General features: G+C 37.8%; 17 protein-coding genes. 10 read left to right on the forward strand and 7 right to left on the reverse strand.

From position 1 onward, the window contains the following. Positions 1-78: 78 nt before the first annotated feature. The 3 genes from ACIQ38_RS16405 to ACIQ38_RS16415 all read left to right on the forward strand — a co-directional run bounded on the left by ACIQ38_RS16405 (position 79) and on the right by ACIQ38_RS16415 (position 3,623). The gene (locus ACIQ38_RS16405; protein WP_402825342.1) at positions 79-1,668 is read left to right on the forward strand and encodes a helix-turn-helix domain-containing protein; all 1,590 of its coding nucleotides are present in this window, start codon (positions 79-81) and stop codon (positions 1,666-1,668) included. A gap of 161 nt (positions 1,669-1,829) precedes the next feature. Further along, positions 1,830-2,867 carry an NAD(P)/FAD-dependent oxidoreductase gene (locus tag ACIQ38_RS16410; RefSeq protein ID WP_402825345.1) on the forward strand — a complete coding sequence of 346 codons (1,038 nt, stop codon included), beginning with the start codon at positions 1,830-1,832 and terminating at the stop codon, positions 2,865-2,867. Between the two features lie 330 nt (positions 2,868-3,197). Then, entirely contained in the window at positions 3,198-3,623 is a 426-nt protein-coding gene (locus ACIQ38_RS16415) for a nucleoside 2-deoxyribosyltransferase (protein ID WP_402825348.1), read from the forward strand. Positions 3,624-3,840: 217 nt separating this feature from the next. Here the strand turns inward: ACIQ38_RS16415 and ACIQ38_RS16420 are convergent, their stop codons facing one another. Together ACIQ38_RS16420 and ACIQ38_RS16425 are read right to left on the reverse strand one after the other, a co-directional pair. Continuing rightward, entirely contained in the window at positions 3,841-4,680 is an 840-nt protein-coding gene (locus ACIQ38_RS16420; RefSeq protein WP_402825350.1) for a zf-HC2 domain-containing protein, read from the reverse strand. Beyond that, positions 4,677-5,147, reverse strand: a complete 471-nt coding sequence (locus ACIQ38_RS16425; RefSeq protein ID WP_402825353.1) for an RNA polymerase sigma factor — start codon at positions 5,145-5,147, stop codon at positions 4,677-4,679. Before ACIQ38_RS16425 ends, ACIQ38_RS16420 begins: the two co-directional genes overlap by 4 nt. Before the next feature lie 355 nt (positions 5,148-5,502). Between ACIQ38_RS16425 and ACIQ38_RS16430 the strand changes: the two genes are divergently transcribed. Continuing rightward, positions 5,503-6,000, forward strand: a complete 498-nt coding sequence (locus ACIQ38_RS16430) for an LURP-one-related/scramblase family protein (protein WP_402825356.1) — start codon at positions 5,503-5,505, stop codon at positions 5,998-6,000. A gap of 50 nt (positions 6,001-6,050) precedes the next feature. On the opposite strand, the gene ACIQ38_RS16435 is transcribed toward ACIQ38_RS16430, so the two are convergent. After that, the gene (locus ACIQ38_RS16435; protein WP_402825359.1) at positions 6,051-6,956 is read right to left on the reverse strand and encodes an EamA family transporter; all 906 of its coding nucleotides are present in this window, start codon (positions 6,954-6,956) and stop codon (positions 6,051-6,053) included. Positions 6,957-7,298: 342 nt separating this feature from the next. Between ACIQ38_RS16435 and ACIQ38_RS16440 the strand changes: the two genes are divergently transcribed. Next, positions 7,299-7,907 carry a CAP domain-containing protein gene (locus ACIQ38_RS16440; protein WP_402825362.1) on the forward strand — a complete coding sequence of 203 codons (609 nt, stop codon included), beginning with the start codon at positions 7,299-7,301 and terminating at the stop codon, positions 7,905-7,907. Between the two features lie 60 nt (positions 7,908-7,967). Here ACIQ38_RS16440 and pgeF read toward each other — a convergent pair whose 3' ends face one another. Further along, a complete protein-coding gene (gene pgeF, locus ACIQ38_RS16445; protein ID WP_402825365.1) occupies positions 7,968-8,738 on the reverse strand; it encodes a peptidoglycan editing factor PgeF in 771 nt (256 codons plus the stop codon). 325 nt (positions 8,739-9,063) lie between these two features. Here pgeF and mqo point away from each other — a divergent pair, with 325 nt between their 5' ends. The 5 genes from mqo to ACIQ38_RS16470 all read left to right on the forward strand — a co-directional run bounded on the left by mqo (position 9,064) and on the right by ACIQ38_RS16470 (position 15,784). Further along, positions 9,064-10,611 (forward strand): malate dehydrogenase (quinone), encoded by a 1,548-nt coding sequence (mqo, locus tag ACIQ38_RS16450; RefSeq protein ID WP_402825368.1) that lies wholly within the window; start codon positions 9,064-9,066, stop codon positions 10,609-10,611. Between the two features lie 137 nt (positions 10,612-10,748). Beyond that, positions 10,749-11,087 carry a zinc ribbon domain-containing protein YjdM gene (locus ACIQ38_RS16455; protein ID WP_402825371.1) on the forward strand — a complete coding sequence of 113 codons (339 nt, stop codon included), beginning with the start codon at positions 10,749-10,751 and terminating at the stop codon, positions 11,085-11,087. A 107-nt stretch (positions 11,088-11,194) separates the two neighbouring features. Further along, a complete protein-coding gene (locus ACIQ38_RS16460) occupies positions 11,195-12,436 on the forward strand; it encodes an ATP-binding protein (protein WP_402825374.1) in 1,242 nt (413 codons plus the stop codon). Between the two features lie 10 nt (positions 12,437-12,446). Further along, entirely contained in the window at positions 12,447-13,349 is a 903-nt protein-coding gene (locus ACIQ38_RS16465) for a response regulator (protein WP_402825817.1), read from the forward strand. A gap of 1,160 nt (positions 13,350-14,509) precedes the next feature. Then, positions 14,510-15,784 carry a cation:dicarboxylate symporter family transporter gene (locus ACIQ38_RS16470; protein WP_402825376.1) on the forward strand — a complete coding sequence of 425 codons (1,275 nt, stop codon included), beginning with the start codon at positions 14,510-14,512 and terminating at the stop codon, positions 15,782-15,784. A gap of 52 nt (positions 15,785-15,836) precedes the next feature. Here the strand turns inward: ACIQ38_RS16470 and ACIQ38_RS16475 are convergent, their stop codons facing one another. The 3 genes from ACIQ38_RS16475 to ACIQ38_RS16485 all read right to left on the reverse strand — a co-directional run bounded on the left by ACIQ38_RS16475 (position 15,837) and on the right by ACIQ38_RS16485 (position 20,196). Continuing rightward, complete coding sequence (locus tag ACIQ38_RS16475; RefSeq protein ID WP_402825378.1) at positions 15,837-17,018, reverse strand: SLC45 family MFS transporter; 1,182 nt, start codon at positions 17,016-17,018, stop codon at positions 15,837-15,839. Between the two features lie 74 nt (positions 17,019-17,092). Further along, positions 17,093-18,286 (reverse strand): glycoside hydrolase family 18 protein, encoded by a 1,194-nt coding sequence (locus ACIQ38_RS16480; protein WP_483880211.1) that lies wholly within the window; start codon positions 18,284-18,286, stop codon positions 17,093-17,095. A gap of 356 nt (positions 18,287-18,642) precedes the next feature. Continuing rightward, on the reverse strand, positions 18,643-20,196 hold the full coding sequence (locus ACIQ38_RS16485) for a bifunctional metallophosphatase/5'-nucleotidase (protein ID WP_402825823.1): 1,554 nt from the start codon (positions 20,194-20,196) through the stop codon (positions 18,643-18,645). Positions 20,197-20,337: the final 141 nt, after the last annotated feature.

A 20,337-nucleotide genomic window follows, 5' to 3' on the forward strand; every position in this document is an offset into this window, starting at 1 on the left:
GAAGGTTGATGGGTGGCTCGTTTTGATTTACACTATATTCATTGAGAATGAATATCAATTGAAAGGCAGTTGATAGTAATGATGAATATTGAACAGTGCAAACAAGCTGGGACTGCTCCTTTAGTCCAATATGTGCTGCAATCGATTCGCTTAATCATCGCAGGCGAGCAAGCAGAAATGAGTGCTTTGGACGGCTACGATAGAAACGATAAGGAAAATTTTGAACTACTCATTATAATGAGTGGGACGGGACAAGGAAAATGCTATTTGCAAGGGCCTGGAAGATCTTTATCTATTAATCAAGAGCTTATGAATTGCAGCTATTACCGAGTGTGCTTCACAACGAGCGACACTGCAGCTTCAAGTTTGCTGCCGGATAAGCAAGAGCTTGCCTGTGCACCCTTTGCCAAGACAGTGGAGTTGCTAGATGAGTTATATGGGCTCCGCGAGGCGAGCGACCAACTCGAGCTGTTCCAACGATTTGTGAGATTTCAAGAGCTGCTGCTTTTTCTATTCCGCCAGAATGCACCTGTAACCGAGGATAAGGGAACGGATATGGAAAAGCATGGGGTAGAGCTTAGTATACGGCATATTCATCAGTATTACCGTGAGCTTCTGACAGTAGAGGAGCTGGCCTCCCTAGCAGGTATTGATCGCTGGAAGTATACCCGTCTGTTCAAAGAGGCTACAGGTCAGGTACCGCTCCAGTACTTGAATGAAGTACGGATTAATCAAGCCAAGAAGTGGCTGGCAAGTGCCGATGATAAGTTGCTCGATATTGCACTGAATACAGGTTTCAACAATGAGTATTATTTCAATCGTCGTTTCAAGCAGACGGTAGGCATATCGCCCGGACATTACCGTCGTGGCCGCAAGGGACAGCTTAGAGTAGTAGCGCCGTATTTGGAAGATTTCATAGTTGCACTGGATATGCAGCCTATCGCCCAGTATTGGCATGCGAAATGGGGAAAACAAGACTATCTAGGCTTAAACCATATTCCGACGTTCGACGAGAACGACGGCAACTTTGACGCACTTTCCGGTTATAAGCCCGATTTGATATTGCTTATGGATCGTTACGAGCCACAGCAATATTCTCTGTGCCGACGCATATCCAACACGTGCATCTTGCGTGAGCAGACAAATAATTGGCGTACGCTGCTGCGAACTGTCGCCGATTATTTCGGTCGAACTGAGTTGGCCGACAATGCTATCGCAAACTATGATTTCAAAGCACGGAGCGCGAGTCATAGGCTGAGTCAAGTTATGAAAGGTGAAACGGTCGCTTTTTTGCGTATCTCGGCGGACCACATTATCCAATATACGGAAGAAGGGCAAGGCTTTGTTTCAGCTGTCCTCTATGGCGATGTTGGTTTGCGCTCTCATTCTGCAGTAGGTGTAGCTTCAAAAGCGAATAGGCCGGGCATGTTCAATCTCTCTGTAGAGGACCTGCGTACGTTAACCGCGGATCATCTGTTCATTACTTTCGATAAGTGGCATAGCCAAGTAGAAGGAAAGGAGAGGGAGCTGTTGGAGCAGCCAGAGTGGCGTGATCTGCCTGCTGTACGAAATAACCGCGTTTACGAAGTTGATTTTCTAACTTGGATGAATAACGGAATTATATCCAACGGCAAAAAAATCGATGATATACTGCGATCGTTAGCTTGATTTGGTTTTGCTTGGGACTGAAAGGTCTGCCTCCTCCATTTTGTATAAAGTAACCGTCGATTTTGTCCATTGTTATTGTCACGTTGCTGAAGCTACAATTATGTTGATAATGATTATCATAGCCTGAGTGTTATATGAGCCGGCTAGAGGAGGACATCGAATTGACTGAGCAGCTTGAATTATACGATGTGACGATTATCGGCGGTGGTCCTGCGGGAATGTATACTGCTTTTTATAGTGGAATGCGTGATTTAAAGACGAAGCTAATAGAAGCGAAAGACGAGCTGGGTGGGCGGATGCTTATTTATCCCGAGAAAATGATTTGGGATGTTGGAGGAGTTGCTCCAATCCTATGCGTGAAGTTAATTGACCAATTGTCGGAGCAGGCAAAAACATTCGACCCGACAATTGTATTCCGTCAGCACATTATCGGATTGGAGAAACAAGCAGATTCGACGTACATTCTGGAGGCTGCAACGGGGGAAAAGCACTGGACACGTACGGTCATTCTGGCTATCGGTCGCGGTATTCTGCGAATGGCGAAGCTGGAGCTAGAAGGGGCTGAGCGCTATGAAGTGTCCAATCTGCACTATACGGTGCAGGAACTGGAGCCTTTTAGGGGGAAACGAGTACTTATTTCGGGTGGAGGAAACTCCGCTGTCGATTGGGCGAACGAGCTGGATTCCATCGCTGCTCAGGTCACAGTCGTGCATAGGCGCGACCACTTCGGCGGACATGAGAAAAACATTGTTCGAATGAAGGAGTCTTCCGCAGATGTGCTTACGCCATATGAAGTCACGCAGTTATACAGCAGCAACGGAAAGACGATTGAACGGGTGAAGATTACCCATATCGAATCAGGGGACTCGCGCGAGCTAGAAATAGACGAGGTTATCGTTAACCACGGGCTGAAGTCCGATTTTACAGGTATCAAGGATTGGGGACTGGATATGGATGACTGGAACATATTCGTCAGCCCGAGACTAGAGACGAACTTGCCGGGTATCTTCGGGGCTGGCGACTTCGCCAATTACGAAAGCAAGCTCAACCTCATTGCAGGAGCATTCACGGATGCGGCCTTAGCGCTTAACAGCGCCAAACGGTACATGGATCCAGAGGCACCGAGAATGGCTTATGTATCGTCGCATAACGAGAGGTTTAAAGAACGGAACAAAGCACTTGGCGTATCCGATGAGTAGCCGGGGCTGCTATCATTAGAGCGGACGAGAAATCTTTTTTACCTTCATATGGTGTATGAGAGAAGCGGCTTTGCTGTTCTTCGATATATATATAAAGTTAATTTTAGGATTATCGCAATAAAAAGGAATTTTTTAAACAAAAAAGAGGTGACCATCACTTTTGGGTGGTCATCTCTTTTTGCTATGGTTCTTCGTCGAAGAAGGCTAATGAGAATTTAGTAGTTATTCGGATTGTTGAAATGAAAAGACTTTTTGAATACAATTGGCAGAGAAATGATAAATGGTTTAACCGTTAAAAACAAATAATCAAAATTGAAGGAGCTTAAACTAATGAAAAGAGTATATTTAGCTAGTCCATTTTTTAATGAGAAGGAGATTAAATGCTTAGAACAGGTGGAGACAATTTTGGCAGAAAAAGGTTTGAAAGTATTCTCGCCGTTCAGAAATCCAATTGATGAACGTGTTGAGGTTGGTTCACGTCAATGGTCAATTGAAACATTTATGGATGATATAAAACATATTAAGTGGGCGGAAATCGTCGTAGGTATCTATCATGGCAATTATTCGGACAGTGGGACAGCATGGGAACTTGGTTACGCTTATGCCACTGACAAGCCTGTTGTATTAGTCCATCTTGGTCCTAACAGTAATTTAATGGTGCATGAAGGTTCACATGCAAATATTACTTTAGAGGAACTAAAAGACTATGATTTTGACCAATTAGCTAGTTCTTTCTATACAGGTCCAATGCTTTAGTGGTTCAAGTCTAGGTTGAAAAACCTCTTTTAGGTATTCTATGGTGAATCTTATCACAAGTAAACGAGGTTTTATAGAATACTCTTCAATGACAGTTAGGAAAATTAATAAAATCCAAGAAATATTGAGATCTCAATATTTCTTGGATTTCTTTTTTAGGCAATTGTAAAGGGCATCATATTACACTAGTTGGCCTTTCGTTTAAAAGTATAGAAAATTATTCAATCAATCCTTCGCTACGTCTTATAGATTTTACAACACTTAGCCATATAATTAATAAAATCGTAGTAAGAATCAAGGTAATGGCTGATGGTAGCCAAATTTCTAATAAACTCTTTGCATAATGTTTAGCTTGGAATGCCCGTTCTACTTGTCCTAAATAATGATCTTGGTATTCAAATTGAATGATATAATTCCCTTTTTCCATCACCATTGTTCCGATATCATACTCATTAGGAGTAATTGTATTCGTAATAATTTCTCCATTTTCATAAACAATGTTGGCGTCTTTATATGGAAGTGGATATAAAACAGTCGGCTCTTTAGAAATTTCCTTATCGATAGAAACTGAATTTTTTTCAAATACTGCTAAATACTTTATTTGTCGCGAATAGTTTAAAGAGACATCTTCTAATGATTCAAGACCATTTTGATTTAAGTTTTGGAAAGCTGTAGACATAATTTCCTCTTGTTCTTGTTCGATAAAGGATTGATGCATTTGCTCTTTATTCAACTGTATAGCATTTGAAGTAGCAAGTGTGCTTAAAATTATGGTCATTATAAGACTAAATATGACTACCCATTTTAATGCTTTTTCTATTAATTTTTGCCTCTTTAACAAAGCCGAGACTTTTTGAAATGGTTGAATGACTTGTTGTCGCTCCATTATTTCTATTTCATCTTCCATATTTAATTCTAGTAGCATTTGATTATAAAAAGACTTACATTCTGTACAATATTCGAGGTGTGTACTTACAAAGTTTTCACTAGATTTACTACATAATTTATCAATATAGGAAGGTAATAAATCTCTCACAATTTCGCATTCATTGTTCATATCAAATAGCTCTCCTTTAATTTCAATTTTGCGCGATAAAAGTTAACACGAGCCCAATTTTCAGTTTTACCGAGGACATCACTAATTTCTCGAAAGCTTAATCCACCTAATAGTCGCAAGAGCAGAATCTCTTTGTATGGTTCTTTTAAGTTATGTATTTGTCGATATAACTCGATTTTATCTTCTTGAGTAATTAGGAGTTGCTCGGAAGAATGAACGAGTGGAGCTTCCTGCATTTTCGGTTGCTTTGTCTGCTTATCGACATATTGATAATATGTATGTTTTGCTATTTGACATAGCCAGACTGACATTTTGCTAGAGCCGTTATAACGGTGTATCGATTGAATAGCTTTATAAAAAGTTTCTTGAGTTAATTCTTCGGCTAAGTCACTATTGCGACAAAGAATCATCAAATATTTAAAAACACGTTCGCTATATTTTTGATAAATCTCATCTAATTGCCCCACCAGTAAACCTCCTTTCGTTTATATATCCGAAAACGTTGCATTTCGTTACAGTCAATTAAAAACTTTATATAAAATGAAAATATTTACAAGACCTTTATTTATTTAATTCTTCTTGATTGTTTATCTTTTATTGTAAAAAAGTAGAGAATGATAGGAGTTTTGTAGAAATGTCTAGAATTATATAAATAGCGATATTTGCAAGGAAAGAAGAAAATATGGAATGATCTGTTGTCTTTGTAAAACAAACTTGTTTTACACAAGTCGAGTTGGAACACGGAAAGAGATTAGTGTGTAAGTACCTAATTTCGAATAATGGTATACTTTGGGTAATATACATTATCGAAGGAGGCGTAGTATGAAACAACTTTATATAAAGCAAAAGGTATTCAGTCTAGGTGGCAAGTTTACCGTAAAGAACGAGCAGGAGCAGGATGTTTATTATGTGGAAGGCAGTTTTATGCAAGTTCCAAAGACTTTCTCCATTTTAAATACAACAAGAGATGAAATCGCACTCATAACAAAAAAAGTGTTCAGTTTTTTACCGAAGTTTTTTGTGGAGGTGAATGGTAAAGAAGTATTAACGATAAAGAAGGAGTTTTCTTTCTTTAAAGCACGCTATACAATTGACGCGGCAGGCATTGAGGTAAATGGTAACTGGTGGGATATGGATTTCCAAGTATTGAGGCATGGCGAGGTCGTCGGTAGAGTAAGCAAAGAGTGGTTCACTTGGGGGGACAGTTACCAAGTTCAAATATTGGATGAAGAAATGGAGGGCGTCATCATTGCACTGGTCGTCGCAATTGATTGTGTCAAAGCTGATCAAGCAGCTGCTTCCTCGGCAGGGACAATGTAAAAAACGGAAGCCTTCTTTATAAGTATAAAAGAACATTAAAAAGCAGGAAATCACAAAGGGATTTCCTGCTTTTTATGTTTCAAAATATTATTACCAAGTTCATTAAATGCGATAGCTATTAGAATAATAACCGTACCTAACCACTGAAGAGGCGTTACCGTTTCAGACAAAATAATGCTAGCTGATAGAATCGCGATAGGTAATTCAATAGATGTTAATATATTAGCAATTCCTCCCGAAACTAAAGGTGCACCCACTGCAAAGAATAGTGGGGGAAGGACTGCTCCAAATAATGAAACACCGACTGCAGTAGTTAACAGGTTTTGTTCCAAAGGGAGCACGGACGGGATATCCCGCATAAATAGGACAAACACTAAAATGGTTGATCCTGTTACCATCAAAGAACTTCGTGTCCAGGCATCTACTTCGACAGCAACCTTCCCACTGAAAAAGATAAATCCTGCATATGTGAATGCAGACAAAATTCCAAAAACAAAGCCTTTAATCGGCAGACCTTGTATATCTCCATTTAAAACATTGGAAGCAAAAAAGACCCCTACTAGGATCAAAACAATGGATACTATTGTGACAGGTGCAGGTTTAATTTTGCTGAAAATCCATTCTAAAATGATTCCTATCCAAACAAATTGAAACATTAAAATGATAGCTAATGATGCAGGCAAGTACTGCATCGAACCATAATAGAAAATACTTGTTAATCCGATAAAACAACCGGTTATCATAATTTGAAGTGCGTTCTTTTTATTAAGCCCTTTGAAACTGGAGCGTTTCATTAGAGTAAAAGACCATAATAATATAAAGGAAATCGACATTTGAACGATATTAATTTGGCCAAGTGAGTAACCGTGACTAAATCCAAGTTTCGCAAATATCGGTGTGAAGCCAAAAAAAGAAGCACCTAATAATATAAATAGAATACCTTTATTTAATTTCATTGTGAGACCTCCTTGGTGCTAAAAAACAACCCAACTATTATATCATATATTAGTAGAAATAGACTGCCACTATATAGCATTTGTGTATATAGATGAATTTAATATGGAACTAGGGATAAATAACAAAAAGTAGAGAAATTTATTGTGGTAAATTTTTCCTATATCACTTATATTTCAAATATATTACCAAGAATATTAGAAGGAAACCTTGTATCGCAATTAATCTGAAATTGTTTATTTCACGTGTAATGAAATCGTAAAAATCCTTCCATATATTAAGTGATGAATAACTTTATGAAACTACTTATCATGAATATATATTAAACTGGAAGGATTGATTGGATGTTTAAAAAAGTAGGGAAAGCAGCTATTGCTTCAGTTTTATCTATATCGTTTTTATTACCAATGAGTGCTTTAGCGGATAGCTCATATTCAGTCGTTAAAGGAGATACCATTTGGAAAATCGCCATGTCCACACAAACAGGAGTTCAAGAGTTAATCGATGCAAATCCAGGGCTTGCGAATCCGAATTTTATCAATCCTGGACAAAAGATTAATGTTCCTATAAAAGAACAAGCTAGTGTAGAACAAGAAGTGATCAAACTTATAAATGTGGAAAGAGCAAATGCTGGACTTCCAGCTCTAAAAAGTGATTGGGAGCTTGCAAGAGTAGCGGAATCCAAGTCCCAAGATATGCATGATAAGCAATATTTCGATCACACAAGCCCAACATATGGTTCTCCATTTGACATGATGAAAACCTATGGCATTACATATAAATCAGCTGGAGAAAACATTGCACAAGGTCAAAAATCTGCAGCTGAAGTAGTGAAAGCTTGGATGAACAGCGAAGGACATAGAGCCAATATCCTTAGTAAAAACTTTACGCATATTGGAGTAGGGTATGTGAAGGATGGAAACTACTGGACACAAATGTTCATACAAAAATAAGAGCAAAAAAAGATAATCAATTCGAAAAGGACCTACTGTTAGGTCCTTTTCGAATTGTTTTCATTTGTTAAATACCTTTTTCATTATAAAACTCATATGCCTTCCACTTTGTCGATCTTGTCGATAAGAGAATCCATCTGAGCTTAAAAACGTACAGGTCGTATCTATCTTAATTTGATCGGACGGGATTCCTACAAGTTCACATTGCTTTTTCACGGTCAGTTGGTTATCGATATGATATTTGTTCGTTTCCTTTTTGTAATAAATAAAGTCATCTGCATAACCTAGGTTTTTAAATTTTATATATACGTCTTCATCCACTTCAAATTTTTCTTGGCTTAGGGCTGCACCGAGCTGGACATGCAAATCGTTTGGATTACATTGCTCTATTTGCGTTAAATGTTGAAAAAGTTTCAAGGTAATTTCTTTGACGGTACCTTGCCATCCAGAATGGATTACTCCAATGAGACCAGTCTTTTCATTATAAAAAATGACAGGAACACAGTCGGCAGTGAAGCTGCATAATAATAGATCTGACTCGTACGTATACAAGGCATCTGTATCTGCAATCGCTGTATCTATTTGGTCTGCACCTCGCCCTTTGTCATCTAAGGTTACTCGGTGGAAATTAGCGCTATGTGTTTGATTGGTACAGACAAATGATTTTAAATCACAATGTAAGGATGCGGCTAGTATTTTACGGTTTTCCAATACATCATTTGGGTTTTCACATACGTGAAGGGCCATGTTGTTGTTCTCATATTCCGTACTATCTTTCAAACTCATTCCTGCTACGAACTTTTCATTGTTTAAATATATTTTTGTATTCATCTCATCACCTAGTTTAAATATATAGTAGAAACAAATGAAAGTTAATTAAAAAGACCCTTTTTGTATGTCGAGTTTTAATTTATAAATTGTCTTACATATTTCCTCTGGAATTTCTCCCATCATTTCTCTGAGATTCCATGACTTAATACTACAATATGCGACATAGTTTGAGAGAGAGATGTTTTATTATTAAAATAACTATGATACACTAATAAAAGGATATAAATAATACAGAAACGGTGTGTTCCTAGGTCGCGTCTTGTTTTTCTGTAACGACTACGAAGGAGCGTCTACATCCTTTCTGCAAAACTTAAGATATAAGGATATGGTAAAAATGAGTAACAGACAAACTAACACAGATGTTATCTTAATTGGTGCCGGCATCATGAGTGCGACTTTGGGAACACTGCTGAAAGAACTAGCGCCAGACTTGAAAATTACGGTATTCGAAAAGCTTGATAAAGCAGGGGAAGAAAGCTCTAATGAATGGAATAATGCGGGAACAGGACATTCTGCACTGTGTGAGCTTAACTATACGAGTGAAAAACCAGACGGTACTGTTGATATTAGTAAAGCGGTCAATATCAATGAACAGTTCCAACTGTCTAGACAGTTTTGGTCATACCTTGTAAATAGCGGTCGAATTAGTAATCCACAAGACTTTATTATGCCTTTGCCACATATTAGCTACGTACATGGCGAGAAAAACGTTAAATTTTTAAAAAATCGTTTTGAAGCGCTTTCAACTAATCCTTTATTTGAAGGGATGGAGTTTTCCGACAATCCAGAGAAATTGAAGGAATGGATTCCGCTTATGTTGAAAGATCGAACTTTGGACGAGCCAATAGCGGCAACGAAAATCGACTCTGGAACAGATGTCAACTTCGGTGCTTTAACGCGCATGTTGTTTGATCACTTAGAAAAAGAAAATGTAAATGTTAAATATAATCATCAAGTAAATGATATTAAACGTACGAGCGATGACTTATGGGAATTAAAAGTACAAAGTAAAGACGGCAAACTCGAGTACGTAAAAGCGAAATTTGTCTTTATCGGTGGTGGTGGCGGAAGCTTACCTTTACTGCAAAAAACAGGTATACCTGAAAGCAAACAGGTTGGTGGATTCCCAGTTAGTGGTCTATTCTTAGTATGTAAAAATCCAGAAGTAGTAGCACAACACCATGCAAAAGTATATGGTAAGGCTGCAGTTGGAGCTCCACCAATGTCCGTTCCACATCTGGATACACGATACATTAATAATGAAAAATCACTACTATTTGGACCATTTGCTGGCTTCTCACCAAAGTTCTTAAAAACCGGTTCCAATATGGATTTATTAGGTTCTGTAAAACCAAATAATGTATTTACAATGTTATCGGCTGGTGCGAAAAATATGTCGTTAACGAAGTACTTAGTCCAACAACTTATGTTATCCAAAGAACAACGTATCGAGGAATTACGTGAGTTTGTTCCGAATGCTAAAAGTGAAGATTGGGATATCGTAGTAGCGGGACAACGTGTCCAAGTTATTAAAGATACAGAAGCAGGCGGCAAAGGGACACTTCAATTTGGTACGGAAGTTGTTACTGGGGCGGATGGTTCTGTCGCAGCCTTGTTAGGTGCTTCACCAGGGGCATCTACTGCCGTTCACGTTATGCTTCAAATAATTAATAGATGCTTCCCAGAATATGTTAAATATTGGGAGCCAAAAATTAAAGAAATGATTCCATCTTATGGTATCTCCTTAGTGGAAAACCCAGCACTTTTCCGCGAGCTTCATGCTTCTACAGCGAAGACACTTGGTTTAGACGAGGATGTATCGAACGAAGCTAATGCTTCTGAAGAAGAGCCACAGGAATTAGAAAGAGTTTAATACAAGTGCATAAAAAAGAATCGCCCATCCATTTAATGACCGGGCGATTCTTTTTTCCTGTTATGCGGTTGTTAAAAAAACTAGACATGGTACTATAGAGGCATAATAGGAACTGTTTGAAATGGAGGAAATGAAAATTGGCTAACTTACCCAATTGTCCAAAATGTAACTCTGAATATACGTATGAAGACGGAAATCTTTTCGTTTGTCCAGAATGTGCGCATGAGTGGACTACTGACGGAGCAGAAGAAAAAGAAGATACACAAGTTGTACGAGACGCAAACGGTAATATATTAAATGATGGAGACTCTGTTACTGTCATTAAAGACCTTAAAGTCAAAGGAAGTTCATCTACTTTAAAAATAGGAACAAAAGTGAAAAGCATTCGTTTGGTCGACGGGGATCATAATATTGATTGCAAAATTGACGGTTTTGGTGCTATGAAGTTAAAATCGGAATTTGTTAAAAAAGCATAAATATAGCAAAATGGCGAAGCATATGCATGTATGCTTCGTCTTTTTTTTCTTCTCCATTGTTCGATGTTATACTCAAATTATTAAATAAGCCGTTCTAGGAGAGTTTCATGATTTTACGAAATAGTAAGTTTGCCATTGTCCTTACTGTGTTTTTAACCGTCTTGGCGAGTGAGTTTAAAGTTATTCCTTTTAGTGGGGAAGACTTTCGTTTTGGTTTAGGGAGTATAACATTCTTTTTGCTTCTCCTTATCCGGCCACCTTCCTTGCTTATTTTAACAGGTTCTATTACGGGACTCGTCGTAGTGATTGCACGTATGATAAGAGATATATTATTACATGGCGAATCATTTGAGCTAAGTTTTATTAGTCATGCACCTGCATTTTTATTTTACTTTTTGTTCGCGTTAGGGTTCCGAATGATAGACATGGAAAAGTATAAGACTAACCCTTTTCTGTTAGGAGCTTTTGGTGTTGGATTTGAATTTATCGCGAATGGCACTGAGCATCTTGTGCGAAACTGGTTTATGTATGATGAAAACTTAGGTTTTCGGGAATGGGCATTATTACTAGGAGTAGCGGTACTTCGCAGCTATTTTGTTGTAGGTTTGTATAGCTCTATTGCTATTGCGGAGCAAAAGAAACGAATGGAAGAAATGTTAGGAGTCAATTCAGAGCTTTATGCGGAGACGCTTTATTTGCAAAAATCAATGAACCATATTGAACAGATTACTGCTTCTAGCCATGATTTATACCGAAAGCTAAAGCAAGAAAATATGAAAGCATTAAGTGTGCAAGCTTTACATATTACCCAAGAAATACATGAAGTAAAAAAAGATTCCCAACGAATATTAGCGGGTTTGAAGAATGTAACAGAAGGCAAAAAAGATGAGCCTATATACTTGTCTGAAGTGCTTCAGCTTGTTATCCATTCCAATGAAAAATATAGCAGATTATTAAGGAAACGTATCCAATTTTCTGTTTCGGCAACTTCCGATTTTGAAACAGATCAGCAAGTTGCCTTACTTGCTTTCCTAAACAATATCGTTGCTAATGCTGTTGAAGCAATTATAGACAATGGAGAAATACATATAAGTATGTACGAGAAATCTAGCTATACTTATTTTTCGATAAAAGACTCAGGAAAAGGAATTCCGGAAGAGGACATACTGATCATTTTTGAACCTGGATATACGACAAAGTATAACGACAAAGGGGTTGCAGCGACAGGGATTGGTCTATCGCATGTAAAAGAAATCATCCAAACGCTTGCTGGAGATATCCGAGTGGAAACGACGAAAGATGGAACAGTTTTTCAAATACAAATCCCGACGAACAATTTAAGAAAGTGAGTGAAACAACCTGCGTTACTTTATAGTAGATGACGATACGGCAAGCAGAAAAATGCTAAGACAGATAATAACAGAAGGAGATCTTGGTTTAGTAATTGGTGAAGCAGATAGTGGGAATAGTTCACTAACTCCAATTGTTACCATGCACCCAGACATTGTATTAATTGACTTTTTAATGCCCGAATTGGATGGCATTGAAACAATCGAACTGTTGAGGAAAAAGGGATACGAAGGACAATTTATAATGATTTCTCAAATTGTAAATAAGGAAATGGTCGGCGAAGCCTATGAAAAAGGGGTAGAGTTTTTTATACATAAGCCCATTAATCGAATAGAAGTGCAAAGCATCTTAAGAAAAACAGCGGAACAATTTAGACTGCAGGGTTCTCTACTTGCCATTAGAGAGTCTTTGGCCAATATTACTCCGTCTAAACCAATATATAAAAAGCAAAGTGTGAAAGAAATCGTCTATTCTATCCTGAGTGATATGGGAATTGTCGGAGAGATTGGAAGCGATGATATTGTTGCGATGATGGAGTTTCTTTTTGAACAACAACATTCCATAACCCAATTGCCACCTTTAAAAGAATTATATGAAGCCATTGCGACTAAATCAGGAACGCCTTCATCCCATATTCAGAAGGAAAGTAAAGCAGTGGAACAACGCTTGCGTCGAACTATACTAAATGCGATGAATAACATAGTATCTTTAGGAGCAATCGATTACACGAATCCCGAATTTGAATATTATGCCCCTCGTTATTTTGATTTTCAAGAAATAAGAAATCAAATGATACACATGCAAGAAGATAGGAAAAACTTCCTCAAAATGAAAGTGAATAATAAAAAGTTTCTACAAGTTCTCTATTTGGAAGTACAAGAAAAATACAACCAAGTCCAAACGAATAGATAACTTCAGATAATCAAAAATGCCCGGTAATTTGTTTGTTAGTATTGTAATAACATATTGGGTACTTTATTGTACGTGAGCTTATGAAGTGCTTTGAACTGAAAAAGTTCTACACCATAATCGAGACTTTATATTGCGGAAGGATGCCACTTTGTCGCATCCTTCCGCATTTTTTCGTTGCCTAGGAAACCATAAAAATTTGGGCATGTGGATACCTTTAAAAAAACATTGAATTTGGATTTATAGTTTTGAGCGTAGTATAGGGATAAAGCGTCTTATCAAGTTCAATAAGGAAGCCGTTATATTTCCGCTAGGCGAGTGACAAGTTGCAACGTCGCTAACCCTCTTGCAGGGTCTCACACTGTTATGGAAAGTGCCAAAGAATGGCTAAGGGCAATCAAAAAGTTGTTGAAGGCGACTAATTTCAGTACGAAAGCAACTAAAATCAGCATGAGAGCAACTAAATTGTCGATGAAAGCAACTAATTCTTACAATATCAAGTTTACTTGGATTGAGACGATGATGATTTTTACATATTATAGAAATAATATGCCTAAAAGCCCGCCCAATTCTTCTTGCCGGCATCCGTTCGACTTGTTTATCGTGTTCAGTGACCGCTTTGTTGCGTTCACAGCCGATATTGTCTGATTCAACCATTTATTGTTAATTTAGGACACTGATAAGTCATTGTTTTATCATTGGATTTTCGCAGAAGGGAGGCGACTCCAGTAGAGGCCAACAGGATGTTGGTCACGAAGGCGTTGCCACACGATGTGGCGTTCCTAGCCTTTGCTCCTCTGTTGAGTAAAATGAGACTTCACAACGTACGCGCGTAGGCGCGGCGGTGAAGGCTCATCGCTCACCCTACGGAAAGCGTCCACCCTGCTGCGAAAATCCCTGCGGACACTTTATACAACTCACTACGACGCATTATCCCTATTATGCGTTTCATTCCATTCTAAGTTCGATTTACTGAATCGGGGTAGAGACGGGAGCATGTGCTTTTGTTCGTAATTGTTCGTCCGTCTCACTTCATAAATACAAAAAAATAATAAAATAAAATGTCGGATTGCGTCGGATTTTGTAAGTTGCCCGTAAAATTTTCCTTAAGCTTACTCTTAAAGTAGGAAAGCGTTTTCATGAAATTAAGGGGGGACTTACAGTTGAAGAAAAAATTTAAATTTACATTGGCCTATCAGATTTTAGTCGGGCTAGTCCTAGGTATTGCTGTGGGGGCTATCTTTTTTGGTAACCCAGCAGTAGAAACCTATTTACAGCCAATTGGTACGATTTTTATAAATATGATTAAAATGATTGTAGTTCCAATCATTGTGTCTACACTCATCTTAGGTGTCGCAGGAACTGGCGACATTAAAAAGTTAGGTAAATTAGGTGGTAAAACATTAATTTATTTTGAAGTTGTGACAACGATCGCGATTATTGTTGGTCTACTAGCAGCAAATATTTTCAAGCCTGGTGAAGGCATAGACATGTCGACTCTTTCAAAAGGGAATATTGATCAATACGTTCAAACGACGCAAGAAGTACAAAGTCATGGATTTATGGATATCATTGTAGGGATTGTTCCAAGTAATATTGTTCAGTCCTTGGTAAATGGTGATATGCTTGCGATCATTTTCTTTTCGGTACTATTTGGTTTAGGTATCGCTGCAATTGGAGATAGAGGAAAACCGGTCTTGGCATTTTTCCAAGGAACAGCAGATGCAATGTTCTGGGTGACAAACTTCATCATGAAATTTGCTCCATTCGGGGTGTTTGCGTTAATCGGAGTAACTGTTTCTAAATTTGGATTGGAATCATTGTTACCACTCGGCAAGTTAATGATTTTGGTATATGCAACAATGGCTTTCTTCATCATTGTTGTACTTGGTGGTATTGCCAAGTTAGTTGGCGTGAACATTTTCCATCTAATAAAAGTATTAAAGGACGAGCTACTGCTAGCTTATTCCACTTCTAGTTCGGAAACAGTATTGCCGAAAGTAATGGAGAAAATGGAAAAGTTCGGTGCACCAAGAGATATCGTATCATTTGTTGTACCTACTGGTTATTCATTTAATCTGGATGGTTCTACACTATATCAAGCACTTGCGGCAATCTTTATCGCCCAAATGTATGGAATTGATCTAAGTATTACACAGCAACTTACGTTAGTACTTGTGTTAATGGTTACTTCAAAAGGAATCGCTGGTGTACCAGGCGTATCGTTCGTTGTATTACTAGCTACGTTAGGAACAGTAGGTATTCCATTAGAAGGACTAGCATTTATCGCAGGAATCGACCGCTTATTAGACATGGCACGTACCGTTGTAAATGTAGTAGGAAACGCATTAGCAACAGTTGTTATGGCTAAATGGGAAGGTAGATTTGATAAAGAAAAAGAAGAAAAGTATGTTGCTTCTATACAAGAGCTAGCATAAAGGCATAGCAGTATAAATAAAACCGACTATCCATTTTGGAGGTCGGTTTTTGTTATGTGTTTATAATTTGCTTCTGATTGGACACGGATTTGACTAGTGACATACATATTAATGCAAAGAGCATGCTACCAGCAGTTGCATTAAATAGAATGCCAAAACCAAATATATCGATAAGTAATCCTAAAGTAGGTGGGGATATGATAGCTGCTAACGAGGAAACGAAATAATATAAGCCCGTTCGTGTTCCAAAACTATGTTCATCTCCAAGGGAAACAATATAGGGGTAAGAATTGATATTAATACATGCCCAAAATACACCTCCCACTAATAGAAGGCTTCGTAGCGAGACAACTGATTCGACCCAGTTTAAAAAAAAGAATACGAAAAATAACCCGACTATCCCTAACAATATGACCTTTTTCTTTCCAAACCTTGCTCCTAAGATGCCGCTCGGAATAGCAGAAAGAACAAAGCTTAAGGAAAAAAAGGCTAAAGAAAAAGCGGATGCACTTTTAGTTAAACCAAGTTCGTTTACCCCATATAAAGTGAATAATGCTTCCATCCCTTGTATAGCCATAAACCAAAAGAAGATTGCAGCTAAAAGAAAAATAGTTGGCTTATTTAATTCTGCTCTGTAATTTATTTTGAGCTTCGTTTGTTCAATAAAAGGGATAGTATCTTCTTTTTCATGTATATGTTTAAAAACGACAAATAACGCTACGATTAATGTAGCGGAGACTGCTAAAAATGGTAGCGATTCGTTGATACCAAAAAGGTATGAACCTATACTAAACGCTAAAATTCCACCGCACCCACCCATGAAGTTAATGATCCCATTCGCTTTTGTGCGTTTTTCTTCTGGCGTAATATCAGGCATTAATGCAATCGTTGGTGAACGGAAAATAGCCATGGATAGGTTCATACACACCATAAATACAATTAACGTAAACAAGCTTGTATGAAAAGGAATAAGGCCATAGAATATAGCGGCAAAAGGAATGCCAATGAGTAAATAAGGCATGCGACGTCCAAATCGGGTATTCGTTCGATCACTTCGGTTTCCGATGTAAGGTTGTAAGAAAAGAGCGAAATAATTATCTATTGTCATGAGAAAGCCAATAAGGGCGGTGCTTGAAAGATAATCATTCAGAAAGTACGGGACAAATCCATTGTACAATGCCCATCCCAGGCTGATGCTAAAAAATCCAAATCCTAGCAACCATGTTTTTTTCATTACGCTCCTCCTCGTATAGATTCTATAAGCAAAATGAGACCCCGCTTGAATGACGGGGACTTAGTTTGCTTCTTCTATAGAACCTTCTTGGTGTCGAAAAACTCTTCAACCAATACAGCAGACTGGGCAAATTGTAACCCCAATTGCCATGCTCCAGACCCTCTTAAACGGTACTCTACTACTAGTTCAAATTTTTCAGCACGTGCTCTCGAATCCTCATACCATACGATATGTCTTTGCCCATTTGAATCCCAATATTGATAAAAGGGTTGCTGGTACTCGGTAGAATAAGAGATAGGTACTTGCGCCAGCATGGCAGTTTCCACTGCTTCAGATACAGAAACTGCCCTTGCACTTACCGCATTTCCGTTATCCATTGTCCAATCATAGCCATAGCGAGGAACACCGAGAATAACTTTGTTTCTGTTCATATGTTGAAGTGCAAATTGAATTGTTTTTCTTACTTCCGTGATAGGAGCTACAGGACCAGGAGGGCTGCTTGCTTCGTGAAAGTCATAAGCCATTATAAAAACAAAATCTACAGATGCTCCAATACCACCATAATCATACCCTCTTAACCAAGGAATATTATCGCTAGTTTTAGGGGGAACAGCAACAGATGTATAATATCCCTCTGGACTTAATCTAGCCCTTAAATCATGTAAAAAGCCTGTATATAGATCTCTTAGTTCCGCAGGTACTTGTTCAAAATCAATATTTACTCCTGCATAGTTCTTGTTTTTAACTAGTTGGTATATATTGTTGATAACACGATTTCTTATTTCGCTTGAACCTAGTACTTGTCGTGTTAATTCGGGATTAAAGCCAGTAGAAGTTAAATTGGTAATAACGACAAGAGGGGCTACTCTATTTTCTCTAGATGTTTGTATCATTTGTTGGTCGTCCAGAGTACTTAAACTTCCATCCTCTAAAACATGATATTCAAAGATGCCTAAAAAGGTATTAATAGGTGCATATCTTTCTATAAGTCTCGTATTTCTATCAGGTGTTGAAGGTGTGATATAACTTAAATTTTCTGCACTGTACTTTGTTCGCGGAGGCAAATATAACCTCGTTCCTATCATTAATGAATCTGACTGTAATCCATTGTAAAGGCGTATTTTTTCAATGGAAACGAAGCTCATCTGAGAAATCGTATACAGTGAATCACCCGGTTGCACAATGTACGTATTTGTCGGAATAAGTAAATCTTGCCCTACTACTAAACTATCCGTTGTTAAACCGTTGATAATGCGTATACTGTCCATTGAAACTTGGTACTTGTTCGCAATGGAAAATAAAGAATCGCCCGTTTTAACTACATAAATGAATATAGAAATCCCTCATCTCCACTTTAGTCATTCTTTTAACCATATGTTATTGCTTTTTTATTCATAACTAATGAACAGAAAAACAAGCACCCACTTATAAAAGTGAGAGCTTGTTTTTAATGTTTTTTCCCATCAGTTATTTTTGTGTAGCAGTTCAGTATAGCAGTGAAAGTGCATTTGAAAATGGAGGTACTGTAAAGATTCGATTAACGTTATGTAAAGAAAAAAGTACATAAAAAAAGAGAGTTGAAAAATCAGCTCTCTTGTAGATGAACTATACTGTTTTGGAACTATTACCAAATAACTTTCCAATTATAATTAACGGTTGCTTTTACTGTCTGTTTTTCACTAATATAGTTGACGAGTATTTCCGTCATGTCCAAAGTGATATCCTTAATAACAGGTTTGTCTTGGAACATCGTAAAATTACCCCCGCCTCCAGCGCGATAATTGTTCATCACGACATCGTATTCTCCGTCTAATTGAATAGGATTACCATCGTAGTTCAACATAGTTACCCGTTTTCCGATAGGATTGCGAATGTCCAATACGTATTCGATGCCTTCCCACATATCGTAGTTGTAATGCTGTGGTTTTGGATATATATAGGTTGGATTTACTTCTAGCCCGCCTTCTTCATTCAAGGTAAAATACTGTGCACTTTGTTCTAATGCTTCCTTAATATCTCTTCCAGATAAACGAAGCACCTTTAGTGTATTTGGGAACATATAGTTGGAAATAATATCCCGCATCGTTACATGCGGTTTGAAGCCCGGGGAAGCATTGTTAAACAAAGAGGTGTTGGAAATTTTCACGCCAGCAATGTCCATTTGCACATTGTTAATAAATTCGATAGCAGCATGGTCTCTTGTTCGAACTAAAAGTGGATCCGTTATTAACATATCTCCTTCAATTTTTCCAATTGGTTGATCCAACCATTTTTGTGTTTCTTCTTCGAAACTAGCCGTCATTATTAGAAGAGACTCATCCGCTTCCACATTATCTACTGTTAATAACTCGGATGTTTTATGCGTAATTTCATTTTTTTCATTTAACGTAAGGACTATTTTACCGATCATTTGTCCATTATTAGAAGGTTGAACAATTTCTACTCCGTTAATGTTCCCGGTCAATGAACGATGTTGATGCCCTGTGAGTAAAACGTCAATTCCTTCAATCTCTTGGCATATAGCATATCCTTGATTTTCCCCGGTTAAGTTTTCAGTTGGTTCTCCAGTTTCTATATCACACTCAAAACCTCCGTGATAGGAAACAATAAGTACATCTGGATTTTCCTGTGCTTTTATATACGCTACCCATTTTTTCGTCTCTTGAAGGGCGTCTTGGAATGCTAGACCGGTAATATTTTGTTCATTTTCCCAATTAGGAATGTAATGAGTTGTTACGCCCAATATAGCTATTTTTGCGCCTTCTATTTGTTTTATTATATAAGGGAGACCAAAATAAGGTTGCTGTGATTTTTCATTAACAATATTTGCGGATAACCATGGAAAAGTAGATTCGTGAACCGCCTGATCTAGCACGCTCATACCGTAGTTAAATTCATGGTTTCCAATTACTGCGGCGTCGTATGATAAGTGATTTAAAATGCCAACCATTGGATTTTGTTCATTTTGCAAGTATTGAACAGCATAATAAGTTAGGGGCGTTCCTTGAATCAAATCGCCATTGTCAATAAGCACTAATTGATCATCTATAAGGCGTTCTTGATGAATAATCGACGCTATTCTCCCAATTCCTACATCTGCTTTTTCGTTATTTCCATAGTTAATAGGATAGACATTTCCGTGAATATCGCTTGTTTGTAGTATAGTTATTTTTTTCATCAATTAATTCGCCACTTTCTGCCATAGTTTTTCATTCATCATAACAAAACTTTGGTGAAAATTTGCTGAGTTTACAATAAGTTTACAGTTCAAATCCCGATAGAAATGTATCTGAAACTTTAAAAGTAAAAAAAGAGTAGC

It is taken from the genome of Psychrobacillus sp. NPDC096389, from assembly GCF_044762855.1.
Lineage (GTDB): Bacteria > Bacillota > Bacilli > Bacillales_A > Planococcaceae > Psychrobacillus.